This is a genomic window from Amycolatopsis sp. NPDC057786, assembly GCF_042797905.1.
In the GTDB taxonomy this organism is placed as follows: Bacteria; Actinomycetota; Actinomycetes; order Mycobacteriales; family Pseudonocardiaceae; genus Amycolatopsis.
Map to the genome: position 1 here is coordinate 1 of NZ_JBHVKW010000084.1, position 25,051 is coordinate 25,051.

General features: G+C 69.8%; 15 protein-coding genes and 1 pseudogene. 7 read left to right on the top strand and 9 right to left on the bottom strand.

The annotated features are described in order from the left end of the window. Positions 1-290: 290 nt before the first annotated feature. Complete coding sequence (locus tag ACFVM3_RS31690) at positions 291-1,811, bottom strand: exo-alpha-sialidase (protein WP_378443603.1); 1,521 nt, start codon at positions 1,809-1,811, stop codon at positions 291-293. A 338-nt stretch (positions 1,812-2,149) separates the two neighbouring features. Here ACFVM3_RS31690 and ACFVM3_RS31695 point away from each other — a divergent pair, with 338 nt between their 5' ends. Further along, a complete protein-coding gene (locus ACFVM3_RS31695; RefSeq protein ID WP_378443604.1) occupies positions 2,150-2,710 on the top strand; it encodes a hypothetical protein in 561 nt (186 codons plus the stop codon). Here ACFVM3_RS31695 and ACFVM3_RS31700 read toward each other — a convergent pair. Together ACFVM3_RS31700 and ACFVM3_RS31705 are read right to left on the bottom strand one after the other, a co-directional pair. Continuing rightward, positions 2,682-3,380, bottom strand: a complete 699-nt coding sequence (locus tag ACFVM3_RS31700) for a Crp/Fnr family transcriptional regulator (protein ID WP_378443605.1) — start codon at positions 3,378-3,380, stop codon at positions 2,682-2,684. The two genes, ACFVM3_RS31695 and ACFVM3_RS31700, sit on opposite strands and share 29 nt — an antisense overlap. Positions 3,381-3,417: 37 nt before the next feature. Further along, positions 3,418-4,842 (bottom strand): PLP-dependent aminotransferase family protein, encoded by a 1,425-nt coding sequence (locus ACFVM3_RS31705; protein ID WP_378443606.1) that lies wholly within the window; start codon positions 4,840-4,842, stop codon positions 3,418-3,420. Between ACFVM3_RS31705 and ACFVM3_RS31710 the strand changes: the two genes are divergently transcribed. Both ACFVM3_RS31710 and ACFVM3_RS31715 read left to right on the top strand, forming a co-directional pair. Next, positions 4,841-5,737 (top strand): DMT family transporter, encoded by an 897-nt coding sequence (locus ACFVM3_RS31710; RefSeq protein ID WP_378443607.1) that lies wholly within the window; start codon positions 4,841-4,843, stop codon positions 5,735-5,737. The two genes, ACFVM3_RS31705 and ACFVM3_RS31710, sit on opposite strands and share 2 nt — an antisense overlap. 161 nt (positions 5,738-5,898) lie before the next feature. Continuing rightward, the gene (locus ACFVM3_RS31715; protein WP_378443608.1) at positions 5,899-7,074 is read left to right on the top strand and encodes an MFS transporter; all 1,176 of its coding nucleotides are present in this window, start codon (positions 5,899-5,901) and stop codon (positions 7,072-7,074) included. Here ACFVM3_RS31715 and ACFVM3_RS31720 read toward each other — a convergent pair. Then, positions 7,052-8,041: a YeiH family protein gene (locus ACFVM3_RS31720; RefSeq protein WP_378443609.1), complete on the bottom strand. Its 990-nt coding sequence runs from the start codon at positions 8,039-8,041 to the stop codon at positions 7,052-7,054. The two genes, ACFVM3_RS31715 and ACFVM3_RS31720, sit on opposite strands and share 23 nt — an antisense overlap. Positions 8,042-8,112: 71 nt before the next feature. Here ACFVM3_RS31720 and ACFVM3_RS31725 point away from each other — a divergent pair, with 71 nt between their 5' ends. The 4 genes from ACFVM3_RS31725 (at position 8,113) to ACFVM3_RS31740 (ending at position 12,724) form a co-directional block, all read left to right on the top strand. After that, the gene (locus ACFVM3_RS31725; protein ID WP_378443610.1) at positions 8,113-9,018 is read left to right on the top strand and encodes a LysR family transcriptional regulator; all 906 of its coding nucleotides are present in this window, start codon (positions 8,113-8,115) and stop codon (positions 9,016-9,018) included. Between the two features lie 233 nt (positions 9,019-9,251). Continuing rightward, positions 9,252-10,346: an acyltransferase domain-containing protein gene (locus tag ACFVM3_RS31730; protein WP_378443611.1), complete on the top strand. Its 1,095-nt coding sequence runs from the start codon at positions 9,252-9,254 to the stop codon at positions 10,344-10,346. A 58-nt stretch (positions 10,347-10,404) separates the two neighbouring features. Next, positions 10,405-12,171, top strand: a complete 1,767-nt coding sequence (gene ctaD / locus ACFVM3_RS31735; protein WP_378443629.1) for a cytochrome c oxidase subunit I — start codon at positions 10,405-10,407, stop codon at positions 12,169-12,171. Positions 12,172-12,181: 10 nt separating this feature from the next. Beyond that, the gene (locus tag ACFVM3_RS31740; protein ID WP_378443612.1) at positions 12,182-12,724 is read left to right on the top strand and encodes a bifunctional nuclease family protein; all 543 of its coding nucleotides are present in this window, start codon (positions 12,182-12,184) and stop codon (positions 12,722-12,724) included. 94 nt (positions 12,725-12,818) lie between these two features. On the opposite strand, the gene ACFVM3_RS31745 is transcribed toward ACFVM3_RS31740, so the two are convergent. From ACFVM3_RS31745 to ACFVM3_RS31765, 5 genes and pseudogenes are all read right to left on the bottom strand, one after another. Then, positions 12,819-18,308, bottom strand: a complete 5,490-nt coding sequence (locus ACFVM3_RS31745; protein WP_378443613.1) for a carboxyl transferase domain-containing protein — start codon at positions 18,306-18,308, stop codon at positions 12,819-12,821. Between the two features lie 1,062 nt (positions 18,309-19,370). Continuing rightward, positions 19,371-20,584, bottom strand: a pseudogene (locus ACFVM3_RS31750) (DUF222 domain-containing protein). A gap of 89 nt (positions 20,585-20,673) precedes the next feature. Then, positions 20,674-22,113: a glycosyltransferase family 39 protein gene (locus ACFVM3_RS31755; RefSeq protein WP_378443614.1), complete on the bottom strand. Its 1,440-nt coding sequence runs from the start codon at positions 22,111-22,113 to the stop codon at positions 20,674-20,676. Between the two features lie 25 nt (positions 22,114-22,138). Beyond that, complete coding sequence (locus tag ACFVM3_RS31760; RefSeq protein WP_378443615.1) at positions 22,139-23,437, bottom strand: diguanylate cyclase; 1,299 nt, start codon at positions 23,435-23,437, stop codon at positions 22,139-22,141. Positions 23,438-23,753: 316 nt separating this feature from the next. Continuing rightward, positions 23,754-25,013, bottom strand: a complete 1,260-nt coding sequence (locus ACFVM3_RS31765) for an MFS transporter (protein WP_378443616.1) — start codon at positions 25,011-25,013, stop codon at positions 23,754-23,756. Between the last annotated feature and the right edge of the window lie 38 nt (positions 25,014-25,051).

Genomic DNA, 25,051 nt, shown 5'->3' on the forward strand with positions numbered 1-25,051 from the left:
GGGGGGCGGGCGTGAGTGGTGAGGACGGTTAGAACCGTCCTCACCACTCACGAGACCCGGGACCGGCGATGTCACGTGACTGACTGGACGACACGCGTGATCCGGCGGACGACACGCGTGACTGGACGGACGACACGATCGCGGCCGGGGTTCCGACTACGAGTCGTCCGTGTGATCACGCGTGTCGTCCATCTGATCACGCGTGTCGTCCGTCCAGTCACGTGAAAGCCTGGAGTAGGTACTTGAGACCCCTTGGCCCTAATCGTCCTCACCACTCACGAGACCCAGGCTCAGCCGCAGTGTTCCGACGGGCTGTTGTACGACGTCCCGCCCGCGGAACCGCCCCACTTCACGCATTTGCCCGCCGCGGCCGCCCGCACCGGACCGGCGAACCACGAGAACGACCCGGAGTCGGTGATCCGGGACGCGCCCGCCACCTCGAGGTAGGCCGACGTCGCGGTCGCGGTGCCCGCGGCCTCGCTCTTCATCGTGCTGACACAGTTCTGCCCGTTGGAAGCGTTGTAGGACAGGTAAACCGTGCCCGCCGTCCCCAGCGGGGCCGAGTCGATCACGCCGTAGCCACCGCCGCAGACCGGGGCGCCGAGGGTCGTCTCGGTGACGGTCGAGAAGCGGATGGTCTCGTTGGCGTTGCCCGCCGGGCCCGCCTCGTACAGCACGCCGACCGAACCCGAGGACAGCTGGACCATGTCGGAGTACGCGGCGTCACCGCTCCACACCAGCGTCCCGGCGGAGTTGCCCTGCCAGTTCGCGCCCTCGTCGAACGACGATCGCACGACGAGTTCCTTGCGGCGGTCGCAGACCGACGGCGCGGCGAACAGGATCCGGTTGTACTTGCCCGCTTTGTCGGTCGCGGTCATCCGCGCGGTCGAGCCCTGCACCACCGGGGTGATCAGGTCCTCCTCGAAGGTGAACTTGGTCGAGAAGCTCGCCCCGCCGTCGGAGCTGATGGCGTAGGCGCGGTTCTTGGCGCCACCGCTGAGGCATTTGTTGTCGTTGTTGGCCTGGTTGCGCGCCGCGGCGTAGACCCGGCCGTCGAGCAGCTCGGTGACGCTGATCTCCTGCGGGTTCAGCCCGGCCGTCGACGCCGGGGTGTCGGTGGCGCCGCGCTTCCAGGTGACGCCCTGGTCGTCGCTGTAGATGAGCGCGCCGCTGTTCTTGCCGTCGACGGTGTAACTCATCCCGGCGACGATGCGGCCCGCGTGCGCGCCGCGGGTCAGCACGATGCCGTGCGACGGCCCGGTCGCGAGCCAGCCGGGCGCGGTGCTGAACCCGAGCTGCGTGGTGAGCACCTTGGGCGCGGTCCAGGTCTTGCCGTGGTCGTCGCTGATCGAGACGCGCGGAATCCGGTTGCAGTCCGGGTTCTTGACGCATTCCATCACCGAGAGCAGCACGATCCGCCCGGTGGACGGGATCACGATCGGCGTCGGGTTTCCTTTGGTGTCACCGAAACCTTCGATGACGATCTTCGGGGCGCTCCAGGTCCTGCCGTTGTCGGCGGAGCGTTTCACGACGAGATCGATGTCGCCGCTGTCGTTGCAGAAGCTGGCTCCGCCGTTGCGGCCTTCGGCGAACGCGAGCAGTTCGCCGTTGTTCGCCTTGACGATGGCGGGGATCCTGAAACAGTCGTAACCTTCTGTTTTCTGTTTGTACACCAACGTGTTCGCGACCGCGGCGGTCGAGAACTGGTCGCCGGTGGCCGGCGCGGCGAGGGAGGTGGCCGGGGCTGCGCCGACCGCCGCGGTGGCGACGAGGGCCGCGAACAGGCCCTGTGCGACGCGGGAGATCTTCACGGGAGTGACTCCGTCCTGGATTCGGTTCAGGTGACGGGGCATCAGAGTCCTTCCGGCTCGTACAAGACGCGTACAACCCGGTTTCGCGCTTTGTGTCAGGTGACGCAGAACGACGCGGTGATCCCTGCCAAGCTCTTTCCCGTCGGACACGGCGCGAGATCGGCGGGGAGGGCCGGGGAAGGTGATCGACCGGAGAGGGTGAGGGGCGATCGATCACCGGTTCGCGTCGTGGCGCCGGTGGGTCCGGCCGTTGGCGGGACTCACCGGCGGTTGCCGGCCGGGGGAACGGCGTCGGCCGCCGCGTCGTCGGAGAGCTGCACACCGACGAGGGGAACGCGATGCGAGTGACCGATGCCGAAGGCGGGGAATGGCTGATCGTGCGCCGGTTCGCGCCCTGGCTGCGCCGGATCCGCCCGCTCGCGATCGTCACCGAGAGCGAGCGCTACCGGGAAGTGTCGTTCACCCGGCACCGCGGCAGGTCCGCGGCGGAAGAACGCCTGGGCTTCGAGGACTGGCTGATGCTGGGAATCGCCGTCGGACAGGCGGCCGGGCTGGCGCTTGTCCTGTCGCCGGTCCTCGTGGCGGAACTGGTGGCCTGGGCGGTGGCGGGCGCCGTTCTCCGGCTGCTGAGGCTGGCCGGCCTGGTCCGTGCGCGGGTCGACCTCGTCGCGCCGCCCCCGGCCGTGCGCAGCCTCGCGCCGGTGCGGGTGCTGCTCGTGCCGGGGAAGTCCGCGACCGAGCTCGTCCGCGGACTCGCGACGCTGATCGAGACCACACCGGGCTTCGATCCGGAGAACGAGCCACGCGTGCGCAAACTGTTCCTGGCGACCGGAGCCCGCGTGGAACGGCACTTCGGCCTGCCATGGCGGCTCAGCGGTCGTCGGGTGCCAGCTGCCTGAGGTCGTTCACGCTCCGCACGACCAGCCGCTGGCGGCCGGTGCTGAGCAACCCGTCGGCGCGCAAGGCCCGCAGTGTTCGCGCGACGGCTTCCCTCGACGTGGACGCGAGCCCCGCCAGGTCGCGCTGGCTGATCCGAAGGGCGATCAGGGTGCCGTCGGCGACGGGCACGCCGTACCGCTCGGCGAGGTCGACGAGGATCGCGGCGATCCGCTCGGCGGCGGTGCTGTCCCCGAATTCGGTGCGGCGCGAATTGGCGTAGCGCAGGCGGGAGGTGATGATCCGCAGCAGCACCACCGAGAGGCCGGGATGCTCGCGGAGCACGGCGTTGAACGCGCGCGAGGACAACCACAGGCCGGTGACCGGCTCGACGGCGATCGCCGTGGCCGAGCGAAGGCTGCCGTCCATCGACGCCATCTCGCCGATGATGTCACCCGGATCACGGACGGCCAGCACGGCGTCGTAGCCCCCGGTGGACACCGACGTGATCTTGACCCGCCCGGTCATCAGGATCAGCACCCAGTCCGACCGGTCGCCCTCGCGGATGATCACCGTGCCCGCCGGGTACCGGCGCAGTTCGGCCTCGGCACGCAGCGCCTTGCGCTGGCCGTCGTCGAGCAGCTCCCAGAGCCTGCCGGGTGGATCGTGCGGCGCCGCCGCCGGCTGTGTCATGCCTTTTCGTCGCCTCCGTGCGCGATCGTACGAGACGTCAGGAAGGGATCTCCTGGTACGCCTGGGAAAGGCGCTGGACGCCTTCGCGTAGCTGCGCGCCGGTCGCGGCGCTGACGTAGCTCAGGCGCAGATAAGGCCCCGGAGCCTCGGCCGCGAAGTACATCCTGCCGGGGGTGACCGCTACTCCGGCGCGGAAAGCGGCGCTGGTCAGCGCTACTTCGTCGACGAAGGCGGGGAGCGGCTGCCACAGGTGGTAGCCCCCGGTCGGGACCGGGACGGCGGTCCAGGCGGGCAGGAACTCCCGCAGGGCCGACACGGCGACGTCGCGGCGTTCCCGCAGCGAGGCCGCGAGGCTTCGCAGGTGGCGGCTCCAGGCGGGAGAACTCACCAGTTCGAGCGCGGTCTCCTGCAGTGGGCGCGGCACGAAGAAGCTTTCGACGGCGTGGAGCCCGCGCAGGCGTTCCAGTGCCGGGCCGCGGGCGGCCAGCGCGCTGATCCGCAGGCTCGGTGACGCCGGTTTCGTGAGCGAGCGGATGTGCACCACGACGCCGTCGGGATCGTCGGCCACGAGCGGCGGCGGGGGAGCCGGGCTGCCGGGATGCGCCATCAGCCGGGCGAAATCGTCCTCGACGACGAAAGCGCCCGCGTCACGGGCGATCCGCAGGACCTCGGCCCGGCGTTCGGCGCACAGCACCGCGCCGGTCGGGTTCTGGAACGCGGGCTGGCAGACGAACAGCCGGGCGCCCGTGTCGCGGAAGGCGTCGGCGAGCAGCTCGGGCCGGACGCCGTCGCGGTCGATCGGCACCGGGACCGGCCGCAGCCCCGACGCCCGCGCGATGGCCAGCATCCCCGGATATGTCGGGGATTCCACCAGCACCGGCGCGCCGGGAGCGCCGAGCGCGCGCAGCGCCGTGGTCAGCGCGCTCTGCCCGCCCGAGGTGACCAGTACGTTCTCGACGTTCACCGGGCTGCCGATGTCGCGGGCGAACCAGGCCCGCAGTTCGGGCAGGCCGCAGATCGGCGGCCGTGTCCACGCGCCGGGGCGGCGTCCGGCGCGGGCGGACGCCGCGGCGAGCTCGCGTTCCGGCTGGAGGCTCGGATGCGTGTAGCCGCCGTTGAGGTCGATGACGCCCGAAGGTGGATCGCTCAGCGCGGTGAGCACGCCGCTCGCGTCGATCGCGCGGGTGCCGGACTGCGAGCTCAGCGCCACCTCCTGCCACGACACGTCACCGGTCACCGCCACCTCGCGGGGCGGCGGGGCGCGGAAGACACCGGCACCGGGCCGGGTGATCACCAGGCCTTCGGCGGCCAGCGCGGCGATGGCGCGCGACACCGTCACCGGGCTCACCTTCAGCTCCCGGACCAGCTCCCGGCTCGACGGGAGCTTTCCGTCGATCGGATAGCGCTCCAAAGTGGATCGCAGCTGTATGACCAGGCTGGTGACGCTGCTACCATCGGACATGAGACTGGATGATAGCGCTATCGCGGACCGGGCAGTAGCGGTCCGCTCCGGGACCGCGCTGGCGGCGCTGGGTGTCCTTGCCTTCTCGTTCACGTTCCCCGCCACCGTGTGGGCGCTCAAGGGCTTCGAGCCGTGGACCGCCACCGGGCTGCGAAGCGTCCTGGCCGCGCTGGTCGCCGGAACCTGTCTTCGCGTCTTCCGGGTCCCGCTGCCGAGGCGCGACCAGTGGCGGGGCCTTGCCGTGGTCTCCCTCGGCTGTGTCCTCGCGTTCCCGATCCTCACCACGCTCGCGCTGACGACGTCGTCGACCGCGCATTCCGCGGTGGTCATCGGGCTGCTGCCGCTGGCCACCGCCGTCATCTCCTCGAAGCTGACCGGGAACCGGCCGTCCCGCCGGTTCTGGCTCGCCGCGGCGGTCGGCGCGAGCGCCGTCGTCGTGTTCACCGTCGCGCAGAGCGGCGGCGGACTGTCCACAGCGGACCTCTTCCTGTTCGGCGCGCTCGTGCTGTGCGCGTTCGGGTACGCCGAAGGCGGCAGGCTGGCCAGGGAGATGGCCGGCTGGCACGTGATCGCGTGGGCTCTGGTGATGGCGCTGCCGGTCACCGGCGCGTTCGCCGTCTTCGGGCTGGCGACCGAGCCGCTGCACATCACCGGCGAGGGCGTCGTCGGCCTGCTGTACGTCGCGCTCATCTCGCAGTTCGGCGGGTTTTTCGCCTGGTACCGGGGCATGGCCGAGATCGGTGTCGCGCGGGCGAGCCAGCTGCAGCTCGCCCAGCCGCTGCTGACCCTGGTCTGGGCGGTCCTGCTGCTCGGTGAGCATCTCCCGGCCGCCGCGCCGGTGACCGCGCTGATCGTGGTCACCTGCATCGTCGTGACCCAGCGGTCGCGGACCTAGATCAACGTCGCGAGGGGCTGAAGGGGCCCTTCGCCGCATGTGACGCGGTGAAGGACGCTTTCGTCTCATCTGATGCGGGGAAAGTCCCCTTCAGCCCCCAGCTGGATCAACGTCGCGAATCCGCCAGACCGCGGTGCCCGCGCGGTGATGGGCTGAAGCACATGACCGCTTCGACCCTCGACACCTCCGCGCGGACCCCGCTGAAGGGATGGCTCGCCGTCCTCGCGGTGACGCTCGGGATCTTTTCCCTCGTCACCACGGAGATCCTGCCGATCGGCCTCCTGACCCCGATCGGTGAGGACTTCCGGATCACCCCGGGGACGGCGGGCCTGACCATGACCCTGCCCGGCTTCCTCGCCGCGCTCGCGGCCCCGGCCGTCACCGTCGCCGCCGGACGCCTCGACCGCCGGATTCTGCTGTGCGCGCTGATGGTGGTGCTGGCCTTGGCCGACGTCCTCGCGGCGACCGCGCAGGCCTACTGGGCGATGCTGGTCTCGCGAGTCCTGGTGGGGCTGGTGATCGGCGCCTTCTGGGCGATCGGCTCGGGGCTCGCCGCACGGCTCGTCGGCCCCGGGCGCGCGGGCAGGGCGACCGCGGTGATCTTCTCCGCCGTCCCGCTCGGCTCGGTTCTCGGGGTGCCGGCGGGAACGTTCCTCGGCGAGCTTTTCGGCTGGCGAGCGGCTTTCGCGGTGATGGCGGTCTTCACGATCGGTGTCCTCGCCGCGCTGGCGCTGGCGTTGCCTCCACTGCCGTCGGCGGACGCGACCCGGCTCGGCGTCCTGCGGGGGATGACCCGCGAGCGGACGACCCGGCTCGGCCTGCTGGTCACGGTGCTGATCGTGCTGGCCCATTTCGGGACCTACACCTACGTCACGCCGCTCCTGCGCCAGGTGACGCAGGTGAGCCCGGAGCTGATCACCGTCTACCTGCTCGTCTACGGCACCGCCGGGATCGCCGGCAATTTCGTGGCGGGTGCGGCGATCGCCCGCGATCTCCGGCTGACCTTCCTCGCCGCGGCGGGCTCGATCGGCGTCGTGACCTGCGCGTTGCCGTTTCTCGGCGGCACACAAGCGGGCGCGCTCGCGCTGCTGGTGGTCTGGGGTTTCGCTTACGGTGCCGTCCCGGTCTGCTCGGGAACGTGGTTCGCCAGGGCGGCTCCGCAGGCGCCCGAAGCGGCGTCGGTGCTGTTCACCTCGTCGTTCCAAGCGACGCTTTCCGCGGGCGCGCTGCTCGGCGGGCTGGTCGTCGACGCGGTCTCCGTCCCGGCCGTGATGGTCACCGGAGGCGTGGTCGCGCTGCTCGCGGCCGCCGTCCTCAGCCGAGCAAGGTCAGTGTGACCAGCGCGGTGGTCCCGACCAGCAGCGTGGAGAGCAGGCCGAGCAGCAGGGCGCGGCCCCCGGTGCGGACGAGCTTGCCGATCCGGACCGCGCAGCCCAGCCCGAACAGCGCCCCGGCCAGCAGCAGGGTGCAGGCGACCTTGGCGACGTCGAGCGCGAAACCCGGCACGATCCCGGTGCTCCGCAGGGCTGCCATGGCCAGGAACCCGAGGACGAACAGCGGGACCAGCGGCGGCCGCTTGCCGTCGGCGGGCCGGTGCCGTTCGTGCACGCCGACCGCGGCGACCATCGGGGCCAGCAGGACCACCCGGCTGAGCTTGATCACGATGGCGACCGCGATGGCGGCGCTCCCCGCCGGGGTGGCCGCGGCGACGACCTGTGCGACCTCGTGCACGCTGAGGCCCGCCCACTCGCCGATCCGGGCCGCGTCGAGCCGTAGCCAGCCGCCGATCAGCGGGACCGCGGCGATGGCGAGCCCGCCGTAGAAGGTGACCAGGGCGACCGCGGTCGCGACGTCGGAGTCCTCGCGTTTCACGACGCCTTCCATGGCGGCGATCGCGGACGCGCCGCAGATCGAGAACCCGGTCGCGACCAGGATCCCGAGGCCGCGGGGGACGCCGAGGAGCCTGCCGAGACCGATCGTGCCGAGGAAAGTGATGCCGACCGTGAGCACGACGGCGACCAGGGTCCCGGGGCCCAGCGCCAGGACGGCCGGGAGCGAGAGTTGCAGACCGAGCAGCACGACACCGGCGCGAAGCAGTTTCTTGGTGATCCCGGCGATGGCTTTCCGGGTCCCGTCGGACAGCGAAGGCAGCGAACCGGCGACGATGCCGAGCACGACGGCGATGGTGAGCGCGCTGATGACCGGGAAAGCGGTGCCGACCAGGTATGCGGCGGCCACTCCGGCGCCGGTGATCGCGAACGCGGTCAGGTAGGGCTTCGTCGGTCTCGCGTGCGTGGTGCTCATGGTTCGAGCCTCGCCCGGACGGGGTGACCTCGGTAGCCGGGAATACCAGGGGTAGGTCATACACTTGGGCTATGACCACACCCGATCTGGACTCCCTGCGCCTGCTGGTACTCGTGGACGAGCTCGGCAGTATCGGGCAGGCCGCGGCCAGTCTCGGGATCGCGCAGCCGTCGGCGAGCAAACGACTGTCCACAGTCGAGCGGAGGCTGGGGCTGGTGCTGGTCGACCGCACGCGACGCGGCTCCGCGCTCACCCCCGACGGCCGGGTCATCGCGGGCTGGGCGCAGCGCGTGCTGTCCGAACTCGACGGCCTGCTCGACGGCGCCGAAGCGCTGCGCACCCAGCACGAGGCGCATCTGCGGGTCGCCGCGAGCATGACACTGGCCGAATATCTGGTACCGGGCTGGATCGGCGAGCTCAAACGCGGCGACCCCGGCCTGTACCTCGGGCTGGAGGTCACCAACTCCGACCAGGCCGCCGAAATGGCCAGGGAGGGCAAGGTCGATCTCGGGTTCGTCGAGTCACCCGGTTCGCTACCCGGCCTTTCGTCCCGGCGGGTGGCCACCGATCACCTGGTCCTCGTCGTTCCTCCGAGTCATCCGTGGGCGCGCAAACGCCGCCCGCTCACGGCGGCCGAACTGGCGATCACGCCGCTCGTGGTCCGCGAACCGGGTTCCGGGACGAGGGAGACCGTGGACGCGGCACTGCGCAAGGCCGGGGTCGGACCGGCGAAACCGTTGCTGGAACTGGGTTCCGCCTCCGCGGTCGGCAACGCCGTGATCGCGGGCGCGGGTCCGGCGGTGATCAGTGAACTCGCCATCGTCCGGGACGTCGCCGAAGGCAGGCTCGTCCCGGTCCCGGTGGACGGCGTCGACTTCGGCCGGGAACTGCGCGCGGTGTGGCCCGCCGGACGGCGGCTCGCCGGCCCGGCCGCGGAACTGCTGAGCATCGCGGTCCGGAACGCGAAAGCCCGCTGAGTGCTTTCATGTTCTCCCGGTGACAGGACGAATCATCGCCGATTTCCGGAATAGGTGCGGACCATTGTTTCCCGGTCATCCGATGAAAGCGGGAAATACACCGTTCGGGTCATTGTTCCGCCATTCGGTTCCTGTGGCCGGAAACCGTACTGCCGAGTATTGACGTGACGCCGTGCCTGCGCTTAAGTACGCCCGGTCATCAAGTCACTCTTCCGTGTTTCGGAGGCTTCCCGTTGGGTAAGGCCATTCGTATCCTGCGCCTGTCCGCGCCGACCGTCGCCGAGATGGGTTGCCTGCTCGACCGCGACGAACTTCCGCGCACCGGCGACACCGGCCGCGGCCGGGTCCGGTTCGGGCTCGTCGACCCGACGCCCAAGCGACTGAACCTGGCCAGGAAAGTGGTCGCGAAGGGCAGATCGTGGCGCGGCCGCAACGACCTCTGGTTCGTTCCGAAACCGCTGCTCGGCGCGGGCGGTGGCAAACTCGCCTTCGTCTTCCCCGGGGCGGAGGACGAAGGCGGAACGCTCCGGCTGGGCAGGCTGCTCGACACGGCCTTGCGCCGTCTGCGCGTGACCCCGGACGCGCTCGCCGGCCACAGCCTGGGGGAGTGGACCGCCATGGCCGTCGCCGGGATCCACACCGACACGGAGGTCGACTCGTTCCTGGCGGGCTTCGATCCCGACGCGCTCAAGGTACCGAGGCCGGCCTTCGCGGTGATCGGCGCGGCGGCGTCCAAGGTCTCCGAAGTCCTCAAAGGACAGTCGGAAGTCGTCCTCTCCCAAGACAACGCGCCGCACCAGACGATGATCTGCGGACCCGCGGCAGCCGTCGACGGCTTCGTGCGCGGTTTCCGAGCCGACGGGGTGATCTCCCAAGTGCTGCCGTCCCGGCCGGGGTTCCACACCCCGATGCTCGCCCCGTATCTCGGCCCGATCCGCCAGGCCGCCGAGCGTTGTACTCCGCGTCCGGCGAAACTCCCGATCTGGTCGGCCACGACAGGGAGGCCCTACCCGGCGGCGGCCGGGCAGGTGCGTGAGCTGTTCGTGCGGCATCTGCTGGAGCCGGTGCGATTCCGCGGCCTCGTCGAGAGCATGTACGTGGCCGGGTTCCGCGCGTTCGTGCAGATGGGCGCCGGACAGGTCGGCTCGCTGATCGGGAACACCCTGCACGACCGTGAACGCCTCGTCGTCGCCACGCATCCGGCGCATCGGCCGGGTCTCCCGCGACTACTGCGGGTCGCCACGGCCTTGTGGGCCGACGGGGCCGATCCGGCGTTCGGGTCACTGCCGGGACAAGCCCTTCAGCCTCTTGAAAATTCCCACGTGTAGGGGCTCTCCTGGAGGGGTACCAGCCATCAGAAGGTGCGTCCTCGTGCTGGGAGTCGTCATGACCGCGGTGAAGACATCGCCCCGACCGGAGGCCGTCCGTTTCGGCGGGCGGCGCCGGGCGCCCAAGGGCAGCGTGTTCCTCAACATCGTCCGCACCACCGACCACAAGACGATCGGCGTGCTCTACCTGAGCACCTCGTTCGCGTTCTTCCTCATCGGCGGGTTCATGGCGCTGCTGATGCGCGGCGAACTGGGCAGGCCGGGGATGCAGTTCCTGTCGCAGGAGCAGTACAACCAGCTGTTCACCATGCACGGCCTGATCATGCTGCTGCTGTACGCGACACCGAACCTCTTCGCGTTCGCCAACTACATCCTGCCGCTGCAGATCGGGTCACCGGACGTCGCCTTCCCGAGGCTGAACGCGTTCTCCTACTGGCTGTATCTCTTCGGCGGGCTGATGACGCTCAGCGCGTTCCTCACGCCGAGCGGGGCGCCCGACTTCGGGTGGACGATGTACACGCCGCTGTCCAACGCCGCGCACACCCCGGGCGTCGGCGCCGATCTGGTGATCATGGGCCTGATCGTCTCCGGGCTCGGGACGATCCTCGGTGCGGTCAACATGGTCACCACGATCCTCTGCCTGCGCGCGCCAGGGATGACCATGTGGCGGCTGCCGCTGTTCACCTGGAACATCCTGTTCACCACGATCCTGATCCTGGCGGTCTTCCCGATCCTCACCGCGGCCCTGTTCGGGCTGATGGCCGACCGGCGGCTGGGCGCGCACGTCTTCGATCCGGCCAACGGCGGGGCGATCCTGTTCCAGCACCTGTTCTGGTTCTTCGGCCATCCCGAGGTGTACATCGTCGCGTTGCCGTATTTCGGCATCATCACCGAGATCGTCCCGGTGTTCAGCCGGAAACCGCTCTTCGGCTACAAGCTCATGGTGTTCGCGACGATCGCGATCACCGCGCTGTCCTTCGCCGTGTGGGCGCACCACATGTTCGCCACCGGCGCGGTGCTGTTGCCGTTCTTCTCCATCATGACCTTCCTCATCGCGGTGCCGACCGGGATCAAGTTCTTCAACTGGATCGGCACCATGTGGAAAGGCCAGCTCACCTTCGAATCCCCGATGCTGTGGTCGATCGGGTTCATGGTGACGTTCCTGCTGGGCGGGCTGACCGGGATCATCCTGGCCGCGCCACCGCTGGACTTCCACATCCACGACACCTACTTCGTGGTGGCGCACTTCCACTACGTGCTGTTCGGCACCATCGTGTTCGCCACCTTCGCCGGTATCTACTTCTGGTTCCCCAAGATGACCGGGCGGATGCTCGACGAGCGGCTCGCGAAGCTCCATTTCTGGACCACGTTCATCGGCTTCCACGCGACGTTCCTCGTCCAGCACTGGCTCGGCAACGAAGGAATGCCGCGCCGCTACGCCGACTACCTGAGTACCGACGGGTTCACGGTGCTGCACACCATTTCCACGATCGGCGCCTTCCTGCTCGGCGCTTCGGTGCTGCCGTTCCTGTGGAACGTCGTCCGCAGCTACCGGTTCGGGGAGGTCGTCGAAGTGGACGATCCGTGGGGCCACGGGAATTCCCTGGAATGGGCGACGACCTGCCCGCCGCCACGGCACAACTTCTTGGATCTCCCGAGGATCCGGTCCGAACGCCCGGCGTTCGAACTCCATTACCCCCACATGATCCCCAGGCTGCGCGCCGAGGGGCATACGACCCCGTTCCAGCGTCGCGACCAGGCCACCCCTTCGGAAGTGGTGGCGGACAAGGCACTGAAGGACGACACCGCCCGACCGAGGGAATGAGGTACCGCGCATGATCCCCATGGAAGTCGAAGGGATGGCAGTCCTGGCTCCGGAAGCGGCACCGGTGATGTTGCTGCGGGAGCGGGAGGGCGAACGCCGCTGGCTGGCGATCACGATCGGCGCCCCCGAAGCGAGCGCGGTGGCGCTCGCGCAGGAGCGGATCCGGCTGCCGCGGCCGGGCACGATCGAACTGATCGGCCAGGTGGTCGAGTCGTTCGGGCACCGGGTCACCGGGGTCCAGGTCACCGCGCTGCGGGACGGCATCTTCTTCGCCGACCTGCTCCTCGACTCCGGTATCCGCGTCTCGGCGCGGCCGAGCGACGCGGTCGCGATCGGGTTGCGCGCCGGGGTCGGGATCGAGGTGGCCGACGCGGTGCTCGAGGTCGCTTCGGTGCGGGTCGAGATCATGGGTTCCGGGCCCGACGCGGAACTGCCGGCGGTACCACCGGATCCGGTCGAGCAGGAGCGGGAGGTCGAGGAGTTCCGGGCGGCGCTGGACAAGATCGCGCCGGAGGACTTCGGCGACCTGCCGCCCGATCCGCCCGCGCGCTAGTCCCGGAACGCTATGAAAGGACCGTTCCTTGCAAAATTTGCAAGGAACGGTCCTTTCATAGCGCGTTAGGGGCGGGCGCTACTGCTTCTGAGTGCTACTGCTTCGCCAGGCCCTGTTCGATCGCCTCGATGATGCGCGGCCGCATCTCGGCGGCGCTGATGATCGCATCCACCGAACCGACCTTCACCGCCCGCTCGATGCTGTGCACGCCGTCGAACTCGGCCGCGACCGCGCCCAGCTTCTCGGAGCGCACCGACGACTGGAGTTCGGCCAGCTCCGCGGCCAGCGCGGCGCGTTCGGCCCCGGTCGCCCCGCTGAGCTTCTCCGTCAGCGACCGCACCCGCGGGTCGGCCGCCGTCCGCGCGTTGACCTCACCCGCGAACACGACCGCCGCGGCGGGCGCGCCGCCGAGCACCGAGGCGAACGAGCCTTCCAGCGCCAGCACCGTCATGTTCGGGTTCAGTGCCTTCGAGAAGACCACGAACGCGCCGCCGTGGTACCGCGAGATCACGGTGAACACGATCGGGCCCTCGAAGTTGACGATCGCCCGGCCGATCTCCGCGCCGTACTCCAGCTGGAGTTTCCGCATCGACTCCGGCGAGCCGTCGAAGCCGGACAGGTTCGCGAGCACCACCAGCGGCCGGTTGCCACTGGCCGCGTTGATCGCCCGCGCCGCCTTCTTCGACGACCGCGGGAACAGCGTGCCCGCGGTGTAGGTGTCCGGGCCGTCGGTGGGCGGGAAGCCGCGGCGCGGCACCGAACGCGACTCGATCCCGAGCAGGCAGACCGGCCGCCCGCCGAGGTGCACGTCCTGCACGGCCGCGGTCTCCGCGTCGGCCATCCCCGGCCAGCGCTCCAGCACCGGGTGGTCCTGGTCCGACAGCGCGCGCATCACCGTGCGGATGTCGAACGGCTTCTTGCGGTCGGGGTTGGCCTCCCGCGAAAAGATCTGGCCCACCGTGGTGAAGTCGCTGTCGACGGCCGCGTGCGGGAACGACGAGATGTCCCGGTCGATCGGGTCGTTCGTGACCGCCTTGCGGGGGCCGGGCTCGCCCGGCGCCACGTAGGTGTGGTCGTAGTGCGACATCAGCACGTCACGCGCCGCGGCGAGGTTCGGCGCCCAGTACTGCGCCTGGCCGTTCGGGCCCATCACGCGGTCGTAGCCGCCGATCCCGAAGTTGTCCTCCGCCGAGACGCCACCGGAGAAGTCGAGCGACTGCTTGCCGGTCAGCACCATCGCGGAATCCGGCGTCATCACCAGGATTCCCTTGGTGTGCATGAGCATCGTCGCCTCGGCGTTCCAGTACGGCTGGGCGCCGACGTTGATCCCGGCGACGACGATGTTGATCTCGCCGCCGTTCTGGGTGAAGTGCACGATCCGCTTGAGGGCGGCCGCGACCCAGTCCATGTTCTCCGTACCGGACTCCATCGAGATCCGGGCACCGGCCGAGAGCGCGTACCACTCCAGCGGGACCCGCAATCGCTCGGCGAGGTCCAGCGCCGCGATCACCCGCGAGCACTCCGGCTCCGACAGCGCGCCGAGCGCCTTCGTCGGGTCGCCGAGCAGCACGACGCGCTTGACACCCTCCGGGTACCGCTCGGTCTGTGTGGTGACCACACCGGCGACGATCGCCGCCTTGTTGCGGCCCTTCTTCCGGTCGACCGGGACGAGGGTGTTCGTGTCGTCCATGTCGTACTCGGTGAACGAACCGAGCATCTCGGTCAGCTCGTACGGGTACACCGTGTCGCGGCGACGGGCGCGCAGGACGTTCTGGCGGTAGTCGTCGAGCGGCAGGATCGGCTCGGTGGTGGGCTCGGACAGCGACATCTGCACGCCGCCGCTGACGTCGTAGCCGATCCGCACGGCGACCTCTTTGACCTCGCCGGTCGCGCGGTCGCGCTGCCTGCCGAGGAACTGGACCTCTTCGAGACCCGCGCCGGCCGTCGACGGCTGCACGCGCTGCGCGACCGTGTCCAGCTCCTCACCGGTGAGCTCGCTGGTCGGCCACACGTAGAGCATGATCCGGTTGGTGTCGAAACGCTTCTTCGGCGGAAGCTTCGCCTGCACCTCGCGGATCGCGTCGAGGCAGCCCGCCAGCGTGCCCTCGACCGCGGGCAGCGCCAGCAGCTTGCCGTCGTTGTCCCGCAACGGGGTCAGGTCACGGACCTGGGCGAGCGCGACCAGCCGCTGATCCGCCGGGTTCATCGGCGAGACGCACTTGAACAGGTAGACGTCCTCGTCTCCCGACGGCAACCGCGTGAGGTCGAAGTTCGCCAGCCGCTGCAACTGCATCCGCTGGGCGATCAGCGGGTGGAGACCGCGGATCAGCCGCTCCTCGCTGAACCCGGTCGAAGACGGGCGGAAGGTGAAGTGGTGGTGCATCACCGCGCCGCCGTGCCCGGCGACCGTCGTGGTGATCCGCCGGATCCGGCTGGGCAGCGACTCGGCCGTGAGGACCTCACGCAGCCCGGCCGCCATCGTGTCGTCGTCGGCGGACTCGTCGTCCCAGGTCAGGTAGAGGTCCGCCTCGACGTCGGTGTCGGCGGGCAGTTGCGCGGCGAGGTCGGCCACCGCCTTGACCGCACCGGGTAGCCCGGCGCGGTCGACGGCGGTGGTGACCATGTGGAACCGCTCGTTGTCGTCGGTGTAGTCACCGGTGACGAAGGTGCAGCCGCCGACGGTCACCTGCTGGACACCGGTGAGCGCGCGGTTGCCATAGTAGCGACGGCTCAGGACTTCCAGCAGCGCGCCGTGATCGGTGCCGGGGCGGCCGATCCGCTGCCCGAGCAGGCGGACCAGCGGCTGCGCGCTGGCCAGCATGCTCGCGATCCGCTCGGCGCGGTCCGGCGAATCCGGGTGCAGATCGAGGTGCCGCAGGTGTTTGCGGACCTCGCTGTACGCCTCGGCGCGGGTGCGGCGGAGCAGCGGCTGGGCGAACCAGCGGAACACGACGCTGCGTGCCAGGTCGCCGACCACCGGGAACCGCAGCTGGGTGGCGGCGATGAGCGCCTCCAGCGCCTTGCCAGCCGGCTCGCGCATCGACTCGAACGGCTGCGGCTCGGTGAGCCACTGCCGCAGCAGCGCGGTGACGACCGCGACGTCGGACGAGGTTCGCTGCTGGGCCAGGAAGATGCGGAAGACCGCCTCCTCCAGCTCCGGCGTGCGCTCCAGATCCTTGATGCCGTAGTGCGCCAGCACCTTCTTCAGCTTGTTCTGGAACGACTCCGACAGCCCGGCGCGTTCGACGTCGAGACTCTGCAGATAGGTGTGGAAGAACTCGCGGGAGCTGTGCACCCGGGTGTCCGTCTTGGCGTCCTCACGGGCAGGCTTGTTGCGCATCAGCTCGGAGAGGTCCGCGAACACGGTCAGCAGCTCGACCTCACCCTCCAGCGGGCGGTCGCCGTTGCCCTCCAGTTCGGCACGGGCGGCGAGGTACGTGCTGAGCGTGCGGCGCTCGTCGTGCGGGTCGACGTCGAAGCCGAGCAGGAGACTGCGCAGATCCTGCTGCCCGCGCGTGATCCGCTGTGCCGCCGACGTTCCGTCCGGTTCTGCCGGCAGCTCGATCTCGACACTGCCCTTGTCTTCGGCGACCTCGGCGCCTTCCTCCGCCAGCGGCTCGAGCCGCAGCAGGGGAGCGCCGGTCTCGACCTGGCTGCCGACCGAGACGACGCACTCACGCAGCTTCGCGCGGAACGGCGCGCGGAGCACCGTCTCCATCTTCATGCTTTCCAGCACCAGCACGGGCGCGCCTGCCTCGACCTCCGCGCCGACCTCCAGCGGGGTAGCGACGACGAGCGCGGGCGCGGGGGAGCGGACGACGCCGCCCTCGTCCCGGCTGACGCGGTGGGTGACGCCGTCGACCTCGACCAGGTGGATCGGCCCGTGCGTGCCGGTGACCAGGCGGAACCGGGTGCCGTTGACGGTGATCTGGCCGGTGTGCTCGTCGAACCGGTCGACCTCGACGTCGGCGGGGTGGATGTCGCCGCCGCCCGCCGAGACACCGACGCGGAACCGGCGGTGGCCGATCCTGGCGACGCTCACGCGGTACGCGGCGCCGCGCAGTTTGAGGTCGAGCGGACGGCCGCTCTCGTGCTGGACCTGCGGGCGGCCGCCGTGCGCGGTGGAGAGAAGCCGTTGGCGCTCAACGGCTTCCTCGTCCTCGTACGCCTCGATCGCGGCGGCCGCGAGCGCGATCGCCGAGTGGCGGTGGGTGACGAGCTTGCCTTCGCCGCGGACGCGATCGATCCAGCCGGTGTCGGCGCTGCCGTCGATCACCTCCGGCTGGTCGAGCAGGTCGAGGACGAAGCTCTTGTTGGTCGCGCCGCCCTCGATGATGACCGTGGTCTGGGCCATCGCGCGGCGCAGACGGCCGAGCGCCTCGTCACGGTCGCGGCCGTAGGCGATGATCTTCGCGATCATCGAGTCGAAGTCGGCCGGGATCGTGTCGCCTTCGCTGACCCCGGTGTCGACCCGGATACCGGGGCCGGCGGGCAGGTCCAGGCGCGCGATGCGGCCGGGCGACGGTGCGAAGTCGCGGTCCGGGTCCTCGGCGTTGAGCCGCGCCTCGACGGCGTGACCGGATTCGGCGGGCTGGACGCCTTCGAGCTTGCCGCCGGAAGCGACGTGCAGCTGGGCCTTGACCAGGTCCATGCCAGTGGTGAGCTCGGTGATCGGGTGCTCGACCTGCAGGCGGGTGTTGACCTCGAGGAACGCGAACAGCTTGTCGCCGGGGTGGTAAAGGAACTCGACCGTGCCGGCGCCGCGATAGCCGACCGCGAGCGCGAGCCGCTCGGCGGACCGCTTGAGCTCGTCGGCCTGCTCGGGGGCCAGCACCGGGGAAGCGGACTCCTCGATGATCTTCTGGTTGCGGCGCTGCACCGAACAGTCGCGGACGCCGAGCGCCCACGCGGTGCCCTGGCCGTCGGCGATGACCTGGACCTCGACGTGCCGGGCGCCGGTGACCAGGCGCTCCAGGAAGACGACGCCGCTGCCGAAGGCTCGCTCGGCCTCCAGGCTGGTGCGCTCGTAGGCGTCCTTGAGCTCGTCGGCGGAGGTGATGACGCGGATACCGCGGCCGCCGCCGCCCGCGGTCGCCTTGAGCATCAGCGGGTAGCCGATCTCGTCGGCGGCCTTGATGGCGGAGTCGAGATCCGTGACGGCGCCGCGGCTCCACGGGGCGACCGGGACGCCGACCTCTTCGGCGATCAGCTTCGCGCCGATCTTGTCGCCGAGCTTGCGCATCGCGTCCGCGCTCGGACCGATGAAGGTGACCCCCAGCCGCTCACACAGCTCGGCGAAGGCCGGATCCTCGGCCACGAACCCCCAGCCGACCCAGGCCGCGTCGGCCCCGGTCTCGGTCAGCGCCCGCTCCAGCACGGCGAAATCCAGATACGGACGCGCCGACGCGGGGCCGAGGTTGTAGCTGATGTCGGCTTCCCGCACGAACGTCGCCGACCGGTCCGCGTCCGTGAAGAGCGCGACGGTCTCGATCCGCCGTCCGGTCTCCGCCGAAAGCTCGCGGACGGCGTGGATGAGCCGCATCGCGGCTTCTCCGCGGTTGACGATGGCGACACGACTGAACACCGACTGAGCCTCCCAAGTGCGCGACACTGTCCCGCCGGATCACGCGCGGGACAGTCTTCTGTACCTGTCTAACAGCCTGCCTCTTACCGGCCGGTACGAGAATGTCGTCGGTGGCGCATGCCGAGGGCCGGGTGTTGTAGGAACCCGCCAAAAAGTGTCCTGGAACACCTAGCGGAGGAGCCCGATGACGTCATGAAGTGGACAACTGGGGGTTCGGCTTGGTAGCCCGGTTCGCGAGGTGTCATCCGGTGTTCACGCCGGTTTCATCGGGGGATGTTCCGGCGGGTCGGGGCTGGTTCGGTCCGGTGTGGTGGGGTCGCCGGCTTCCGGCGACGGCCGGGAGTGGAGTGCTCGGCTGTTGGGGTGTGGCGAGTCGGTCTGTGGTGTCGTGGTCGGTTTCTGGCGATGGTGAGTAGGGAGCACGTGCGGGACGGCTCGTCGTCGGGTGATTTCGGGTCGTGATGGCGGCTCTCGATGGCGCCGTGGTCGTTTTTCGGTGACGGCAGGGGCGTCGGCGCTCGGCCGGGGTGGCGGCACGGGACAGTGCGTCGCCAGGCGGTGGTGAGCTGCATCGCGCCCTCGATCGAGCTGTGGCCATTTTTCGGCGGCGGGTGGGACCGGTGGCGGGCGCTCGGGGCTGGGGCCAGCGGCATGGGCGGGCGCAGCCACGAAGTGCGAGATGCCATTGCGTAGGGCCATGCGGTGGTCCCATAGCCGAATTCCGGCGACGACCGGGCTTGTCTCCGCGAAGGCATCACCCGTTGCCGTTTTCCGGCGACGGCAGGGGCAGGGTGGCGACAGTTGGGTCGTTGCGAGTCGCCCGGGGGTGCGTGGTCAGGTTTCGGCGACGCTGCGAGCGGGTGTAGGTCGGGAGTGCGTTTGGGACGGTACGTCGCCAGGCGTCGGTGATCTGCATTGTGCCCTCGAACGAGCTGTCGTCGTTTTCGGAGACGTGGCCAGAACGGTGGCGTTCCTCCGCACGGGGCCGTGGTGGGGGCGGACGTTGCGGCATCGGTAGCCACGAACCGCGAGGGGCGTCGTAGCCGAATTCCGGCGACGGTCTCAGAACGGTGGTTGGTCGGTGCGGGGTTCGTGTAGTGGCGGTGGGGTGCTGTCGTAGCTCTGTGCGGTGGGTGTGGTGATGGTGAGGGTGCCATCGGCGGCTAGCCGGTAGGTCCAGGCGGGTTCGTCTTTCAAACGGTGGTCGCGGCGGCAGAGATCCACCAGTTCGGTGTCGGTGGTGTGACCGCCGTGCTGCCACGGCACCGCATGGTCGAGGTCGCAGGCCTGGGCGACGCGGTGGCAGCCGGGTCTTCGGCATTCCCGGTCCCGCACCCGCACGAACTCGCCCAGCCCGGCGGTGGGCCGATACCGCCCCGCCCCAAATCGAGGACCTGCCCGGAGAGTGGGTCGGTGATGATCCGCCGCAACACCGTGTCCGGTCCCGACGCGATCTCCCGGGCCAGCGACCCTGGGATATGCCCGTGTCCGGCCAGCTCGGCCGGGTCCTCGTTCACGCCGAGGTAGGTGTCGAGGTCCATGTAGAGGAACACCTCGGACCGCTCAGTCGTGCCGCCCTGTCCGCCCAGCAGGAGGTCGAGGGCGACGTCGGCGCGCAGCTGGTCGAGGGTGCGGGTCTCACCGCCGGTTTTGAGCGCCCGTGCCTCACGATCGATCCGCGTGTAGGCGGCGGCGACCTTCTCCACCGGACCGTCTTCGACCTCGATCGAGGCGACCCCGGTCTCGCCGTGCCGGAGCGACAACCGGCGCCCCGCGCGGTGCCGTTCCGCCCGCCGGGCGGCGCCGTCCCGGTCGGCCATGATCGCCGCGTGGCTCGCCGCCTTCCGGATCTGCTCCGAATTCCGGCCGGGCAACCGATCCTCCAACACCGCGTCCACCGCGCGGGCGTCCTCGTCGGACAGCCACGCCGTGGCGGTCGCGACTTTCATCGCCCCGTAGCCGCCCACCTGTCCGCGGTCCAGCAGCCCGAGTGTGCGGGGCAGCCGGGTCGTCAACGCCGCCGCCGTCGACACCAGCCCAGCGGCGTGACCGCCTACAACGGACAAAGCGAACGCGACCTCCTGCACCACACTCGCCGCGCCGCCACGGTGCCGGTTCAGCTGCGCCAACGCGCGGAACCGGACCGCCTCGAGTCGTGCGATTCCTTCCGACGCCGCCACGGCAGCGTCGACAGCATCCTTGTCCTCCAACGAATCCAGCTCGGCATTGACCTCCTTCAACACGTCAGAAGCAATGATTTCCTTGAGTAGCGCCACAGTGGCGTTGCGTGTATCCACACCCAGAAGCTACAACCGACCACCGACAATTTCCGGAACCACGCGAGTTTCCGTTACACGGCAACGACTCAGTAGTAATGCCGCAACTCGCCCCACAACGCAGACCAAGGCCGGGAAGTCCCCGCGCACAAGGAAATCCGCACTCCTTGCTCCTCGTTCTCCACTCCGAGGCCATTGTCGTGCACGGCCGCCTCGTGGCATCCGGTGAACCACGCCGGTAGGTACGGTCCCACGACGACAACCGGACCGAAAATGTCAGGAGGAGGCCCCCAGTCCGCATAGGACATATGCCCCGAGTGCACCGCGGGAAGCCCGTAGTGTTCCAAAGCTCCCGCCTGTCCGTAGTTCCGCGTGAAGATCACCGCGGCCGAACGCTGCTCCGCGGGGATCCGCTCCCAAACCCGGGTGACTGAAGAGGCCAACTCCGGCCACCCCACTTGCTCGCCTTGCTCCTTGTTCACGGCCAGGATCGGCGCCAGCGCGGACGGCGGCAGCAGAGGCAGTCCGACGACGAGGGACACGGCCGCACCCGCGAAAGCCAGGGCGACAGCGAGAGTGCGGCGCCATGTGCGGTCGAGCCAGCGCAGGCAGGGGTCGGCGCCGGCGGCCGCGAGCAGCAACAGGAAAGGCGCCGAGTAGTAGGGTTTCCCGCCCAGCACCAGCAAAATCACGCACAGCACGGGATACGCCAGCGCTAATGAACGGGCCCAGCGCAGTTGAGGATCACGCCACAGCCTGAGTCCGCCGGCGATCCAGACCGGCACCGCCACGGGGGAGAGATAGAGCAACTGCATCGGCACGAACAGGATCCGGTTCTCCGCGCCGTCGTCCTCGCTGATACCGGAAGCCACGGTCAGCAAAGGGAAATCGTGTGCCGCCTGCCAGATCAGACCTGGTGCGGCCAGGACGAGCGCGAGCAGGATTCCGGCGGGGAGCCAGCCGGTGCGGAACACCGTCCGCGGGCCGACGGCGAGTACCGCCAGGCCGATCGAGGCGACCATCAGCAGGACGAGCCACTTGCCCTCCATGCCGATGCCGACGACGGCGCCGATCGCGAGCCACCATCGCCCGTCGCCGGTGCGGAACAGGCGCAGGATCACCAGGCCCAGCGCGCTCCAGACCAGCATGTCGACGGTGGCGGTCGACAGCATGTGCCCGTCGACCACGACGAACGCCGCCAGCGCGGTCATCGCGGCGGTGAGGACCTGCGTGCCGCGCCCACCACCGAATTCGCGGGCGACCAGTGCCAGCAAGATCACCGTCGCGGCGGCGCACAGTGTCGCGGCCACGCGCAGACCGGCGGGAGTGGCACCGAAGACGTCGGTGGAGATCCTCGCGAGCAAGGGCGTCAGCGAAGGCTGATCGACATAGCCCCAGTCGAGCCGTTTCCCGGCGGCGAGGAAGTACAGCTCGTCCCGATGGAAGCCGTACCGGCCGGACAGCAGTGTCAGTACCAGGACCTGGATCGCGACCACCAGACCGACCGGACCCCGAGCGAATCGCTCCATCTCGCCTCCCCAGACGGGGCGAAGCCTACTGCGCGGGCGGAGCCAATTCGACCCTGTTGCGGCCGCCTTGTTTCGCGCGGTAGAGCGCCATGTCGGTGGCGACGAGCAGATCGTCGACGCTGGTGATGTTGGCGGCCGGATACAGCGCACCGCCGATCGACACCGTCAGATCGGTCAGCACGGTGTCGCGATCGGGCAGCGCGACCGACACCACCGCCACCTGATGCCGGATCCGTTCGGCAACCTGGAGCAGCGTCTCCTCGCCGTGGATGTCCGGGATGACGATCGCGAACTCCTCGCCGCCCCACCGTCCGCAGACATCCTGCTCGCGGATCTCGGCGCGCAGCGCGTCGCCGACCGCGCGCAGGACGAGGTCGCCGTTGGGATGGCCGTAGGTGTCGTTGATCGTCTTGAAATTGTCGAGGTCGAGGAACAGCACGCCGAGTTTGCGTCCGGCGCGCGTCCGGCCGAGCTGCTCTTCGGCCAGCTGACGCCAGCGGCGTTTCGTGACGAGACCGGTGGTGGCGTCGGTGTGCGCGTCCCGCCGGTACTGCGTCAGCAGGAGCCCGCGATGCAGCGCGACCAGCGCGATGACGACCCCGACCAGTACCAGCGGGTTGGCCTGCACGAGGACGACGGCCGTCACGAGACCGAGGCCGAGCGCGCCCGCCTCCAGGATCTGGTCGCCGAACCCGGAGAACAGTTCGCTGACCGACTTCGGCGGGGACGAGAGCGCGATCGCGATCATCACCAGCGCGGTGTTGATCGCCCACCGCAAGGCCGCGGCCACGATGATGACGGCGAGGTCGCCCAGCCCGGCGAGCAGCCCGGAATCGGGCGCACCGGGGTAGTGGCGCATGCCGAGGCTGAGGACGACGACGGCGGCTTGAGTGCCACAAAGGACCGTCGCGGCGGAGAAGATCCACCGATGGGGGAGAACCGGCCGTTGGTGCGGCCAGATCCGCAGCCATGCGATGGTGTAGGTCACCACGACCATCGCGGCGGCGAGCACCGGCGGCAGCGCGATGACGGCGGCGACGCTCCACACCGCCTTGGTGTCGACGTAGGCGACCGACGGGGCCCTGTCGTACTCCCGTTGGCGTTCGATTTGCCGGGTGCCCTCGATCGCGATGGCCGCGCACAGCGCCAAGACGCCGAACCGCACGAGGTCGGTACCGGTCACCGGGACCAGCCGGGCCGTGGCGGCGGTCGAGAGGACTGCGATGAGATTCACGACCAGGACGTAGGAACGCACAGGTCGCGGCAGGCTCCACAGGTGCCAGGCCCTGAGCCGCCGCCGCGCGCCGCCGAGTCGTCCGTCCACACACCCTCTTCCGTCGGTGATCTACACCGTAATCGAACCGGGACGGCGACGACCGCGTTGTCTTCGACGATAAGACCGGCGGCGCCGAATTCCCCCGGACAGCCCAACCGAAAGGCGGGAGGTGCACCGATGCAGGACAACAACTGGTGAGTGTTTTGCCGGATAGATGGCTATTTCGAGGGAGGTGAACGGCATGCGGGACAACAACTGGACGTGAGTGATCTCGCCCACGAGCGCGCGGCTTCGCGAAGGGAGGTGAACGTAGTGCGTGACAACAACTGGACGACCCGTCGTGACAACAACTGGACGTGATGTGTCAGGAACCGTGCTCCCCAACGGGCGTCGTCCCGCCGGCAGGCCCTGCGGGATCTTCGGATTCCGCCAGGCCGCGGCGGGACGACACCGCCCGTGACCAGCCCATCCCGGCGACGGCGGCGACCACCACACCCGCGGCCGCCGCGACGGTGACCACGGTGGTCGGCGCGACGACCTGGGCCAGCAGCCCGGCCACCGCGATCCCGGCCGCCTGAGCCGCCCGCAACGCCGCGATCGCCACCCCGATCACCTGACCGCGCTGGGCAGGCGGCGCGGCGAGGCTGTACTGCGTCTGCGTGATCATGTCGTGCGCGGAGAACACCCCCGAGATCGTCCACAGCACGACGATCGTGACCAGACCCGGAGCCCAGCCGGTCGGGATCAGCACCAGACTGCTCGCCACCGCCAGCGCGCCCAGCACCCGGACCTGCCGTTCGCGCGGGACGCGGCTCAGCAGGATGCCGCCGAGCACCGAACCGACCGGGTTCGCGGCCAGCAGCCACGGCAGCGCGCCCGCGCCGCCCAGTTCGGCGGCGACCGGGACGGCGAGGCCCTCGGGGACGACGTAGAAACCGCAGCAGCAGGCGATGAGCAGCAACCAGCGCAGCTTGCGGTCGCGCGCCACCAGGCGGCAGCCCGCGATCAGAGACGGACGTTCGTGGTGAGCGGGTGCCGATGGCGGGAATCGTTCGAGCCCGAAGTGGAGCATGAGCGCCGACAGCGCGAACGTTCCCGCGTCGATCAGCAGCGCACCCGGCACGCCGAGGCCGGTGACGACGGCGGCGCCCGCGCCGAAGCCCACCACGAGCCCGGCCTGGTACGTGGACGAGATGACGGCCTGGCCGACGACCAGCCGGTCCGGATCGAGCAGATCCGGCAGCATCGCCTGCCGGGCAGCGTGGAACGGCCCGGCCATCAGCTGCACGAGGAACAACAACGCGGCCGCGACGGGCAGCGGGAGCCCCGGCACCGCCATCAGCGCGATAAGGACGGCGCGGCCGACGTCGGTCACCACCATCACCGTGCGCCGCGAGAACCGGTCCGCGACGCCGCCCAGCGCGCCGCCGAGGAGGTCGGGCACGAAGGTCAGCGCGTACGCCGCGGAGGCCCAGCCTGCCGACGACGTCCGGTCGAACACCAGCACCGTGAGCGCGACCCTGGCCAGCTGGTCGCCCGCGACCGAGAGCAGATGCGCGAGCCAGATCCGGCGGAATCCTGCGACCGCGAAGACACTGCGGAACGACGCCGCTCGGGCTGGCATGCGCTTCAGGCTGTCGTGACTCGGCCACTCGGCGCAAC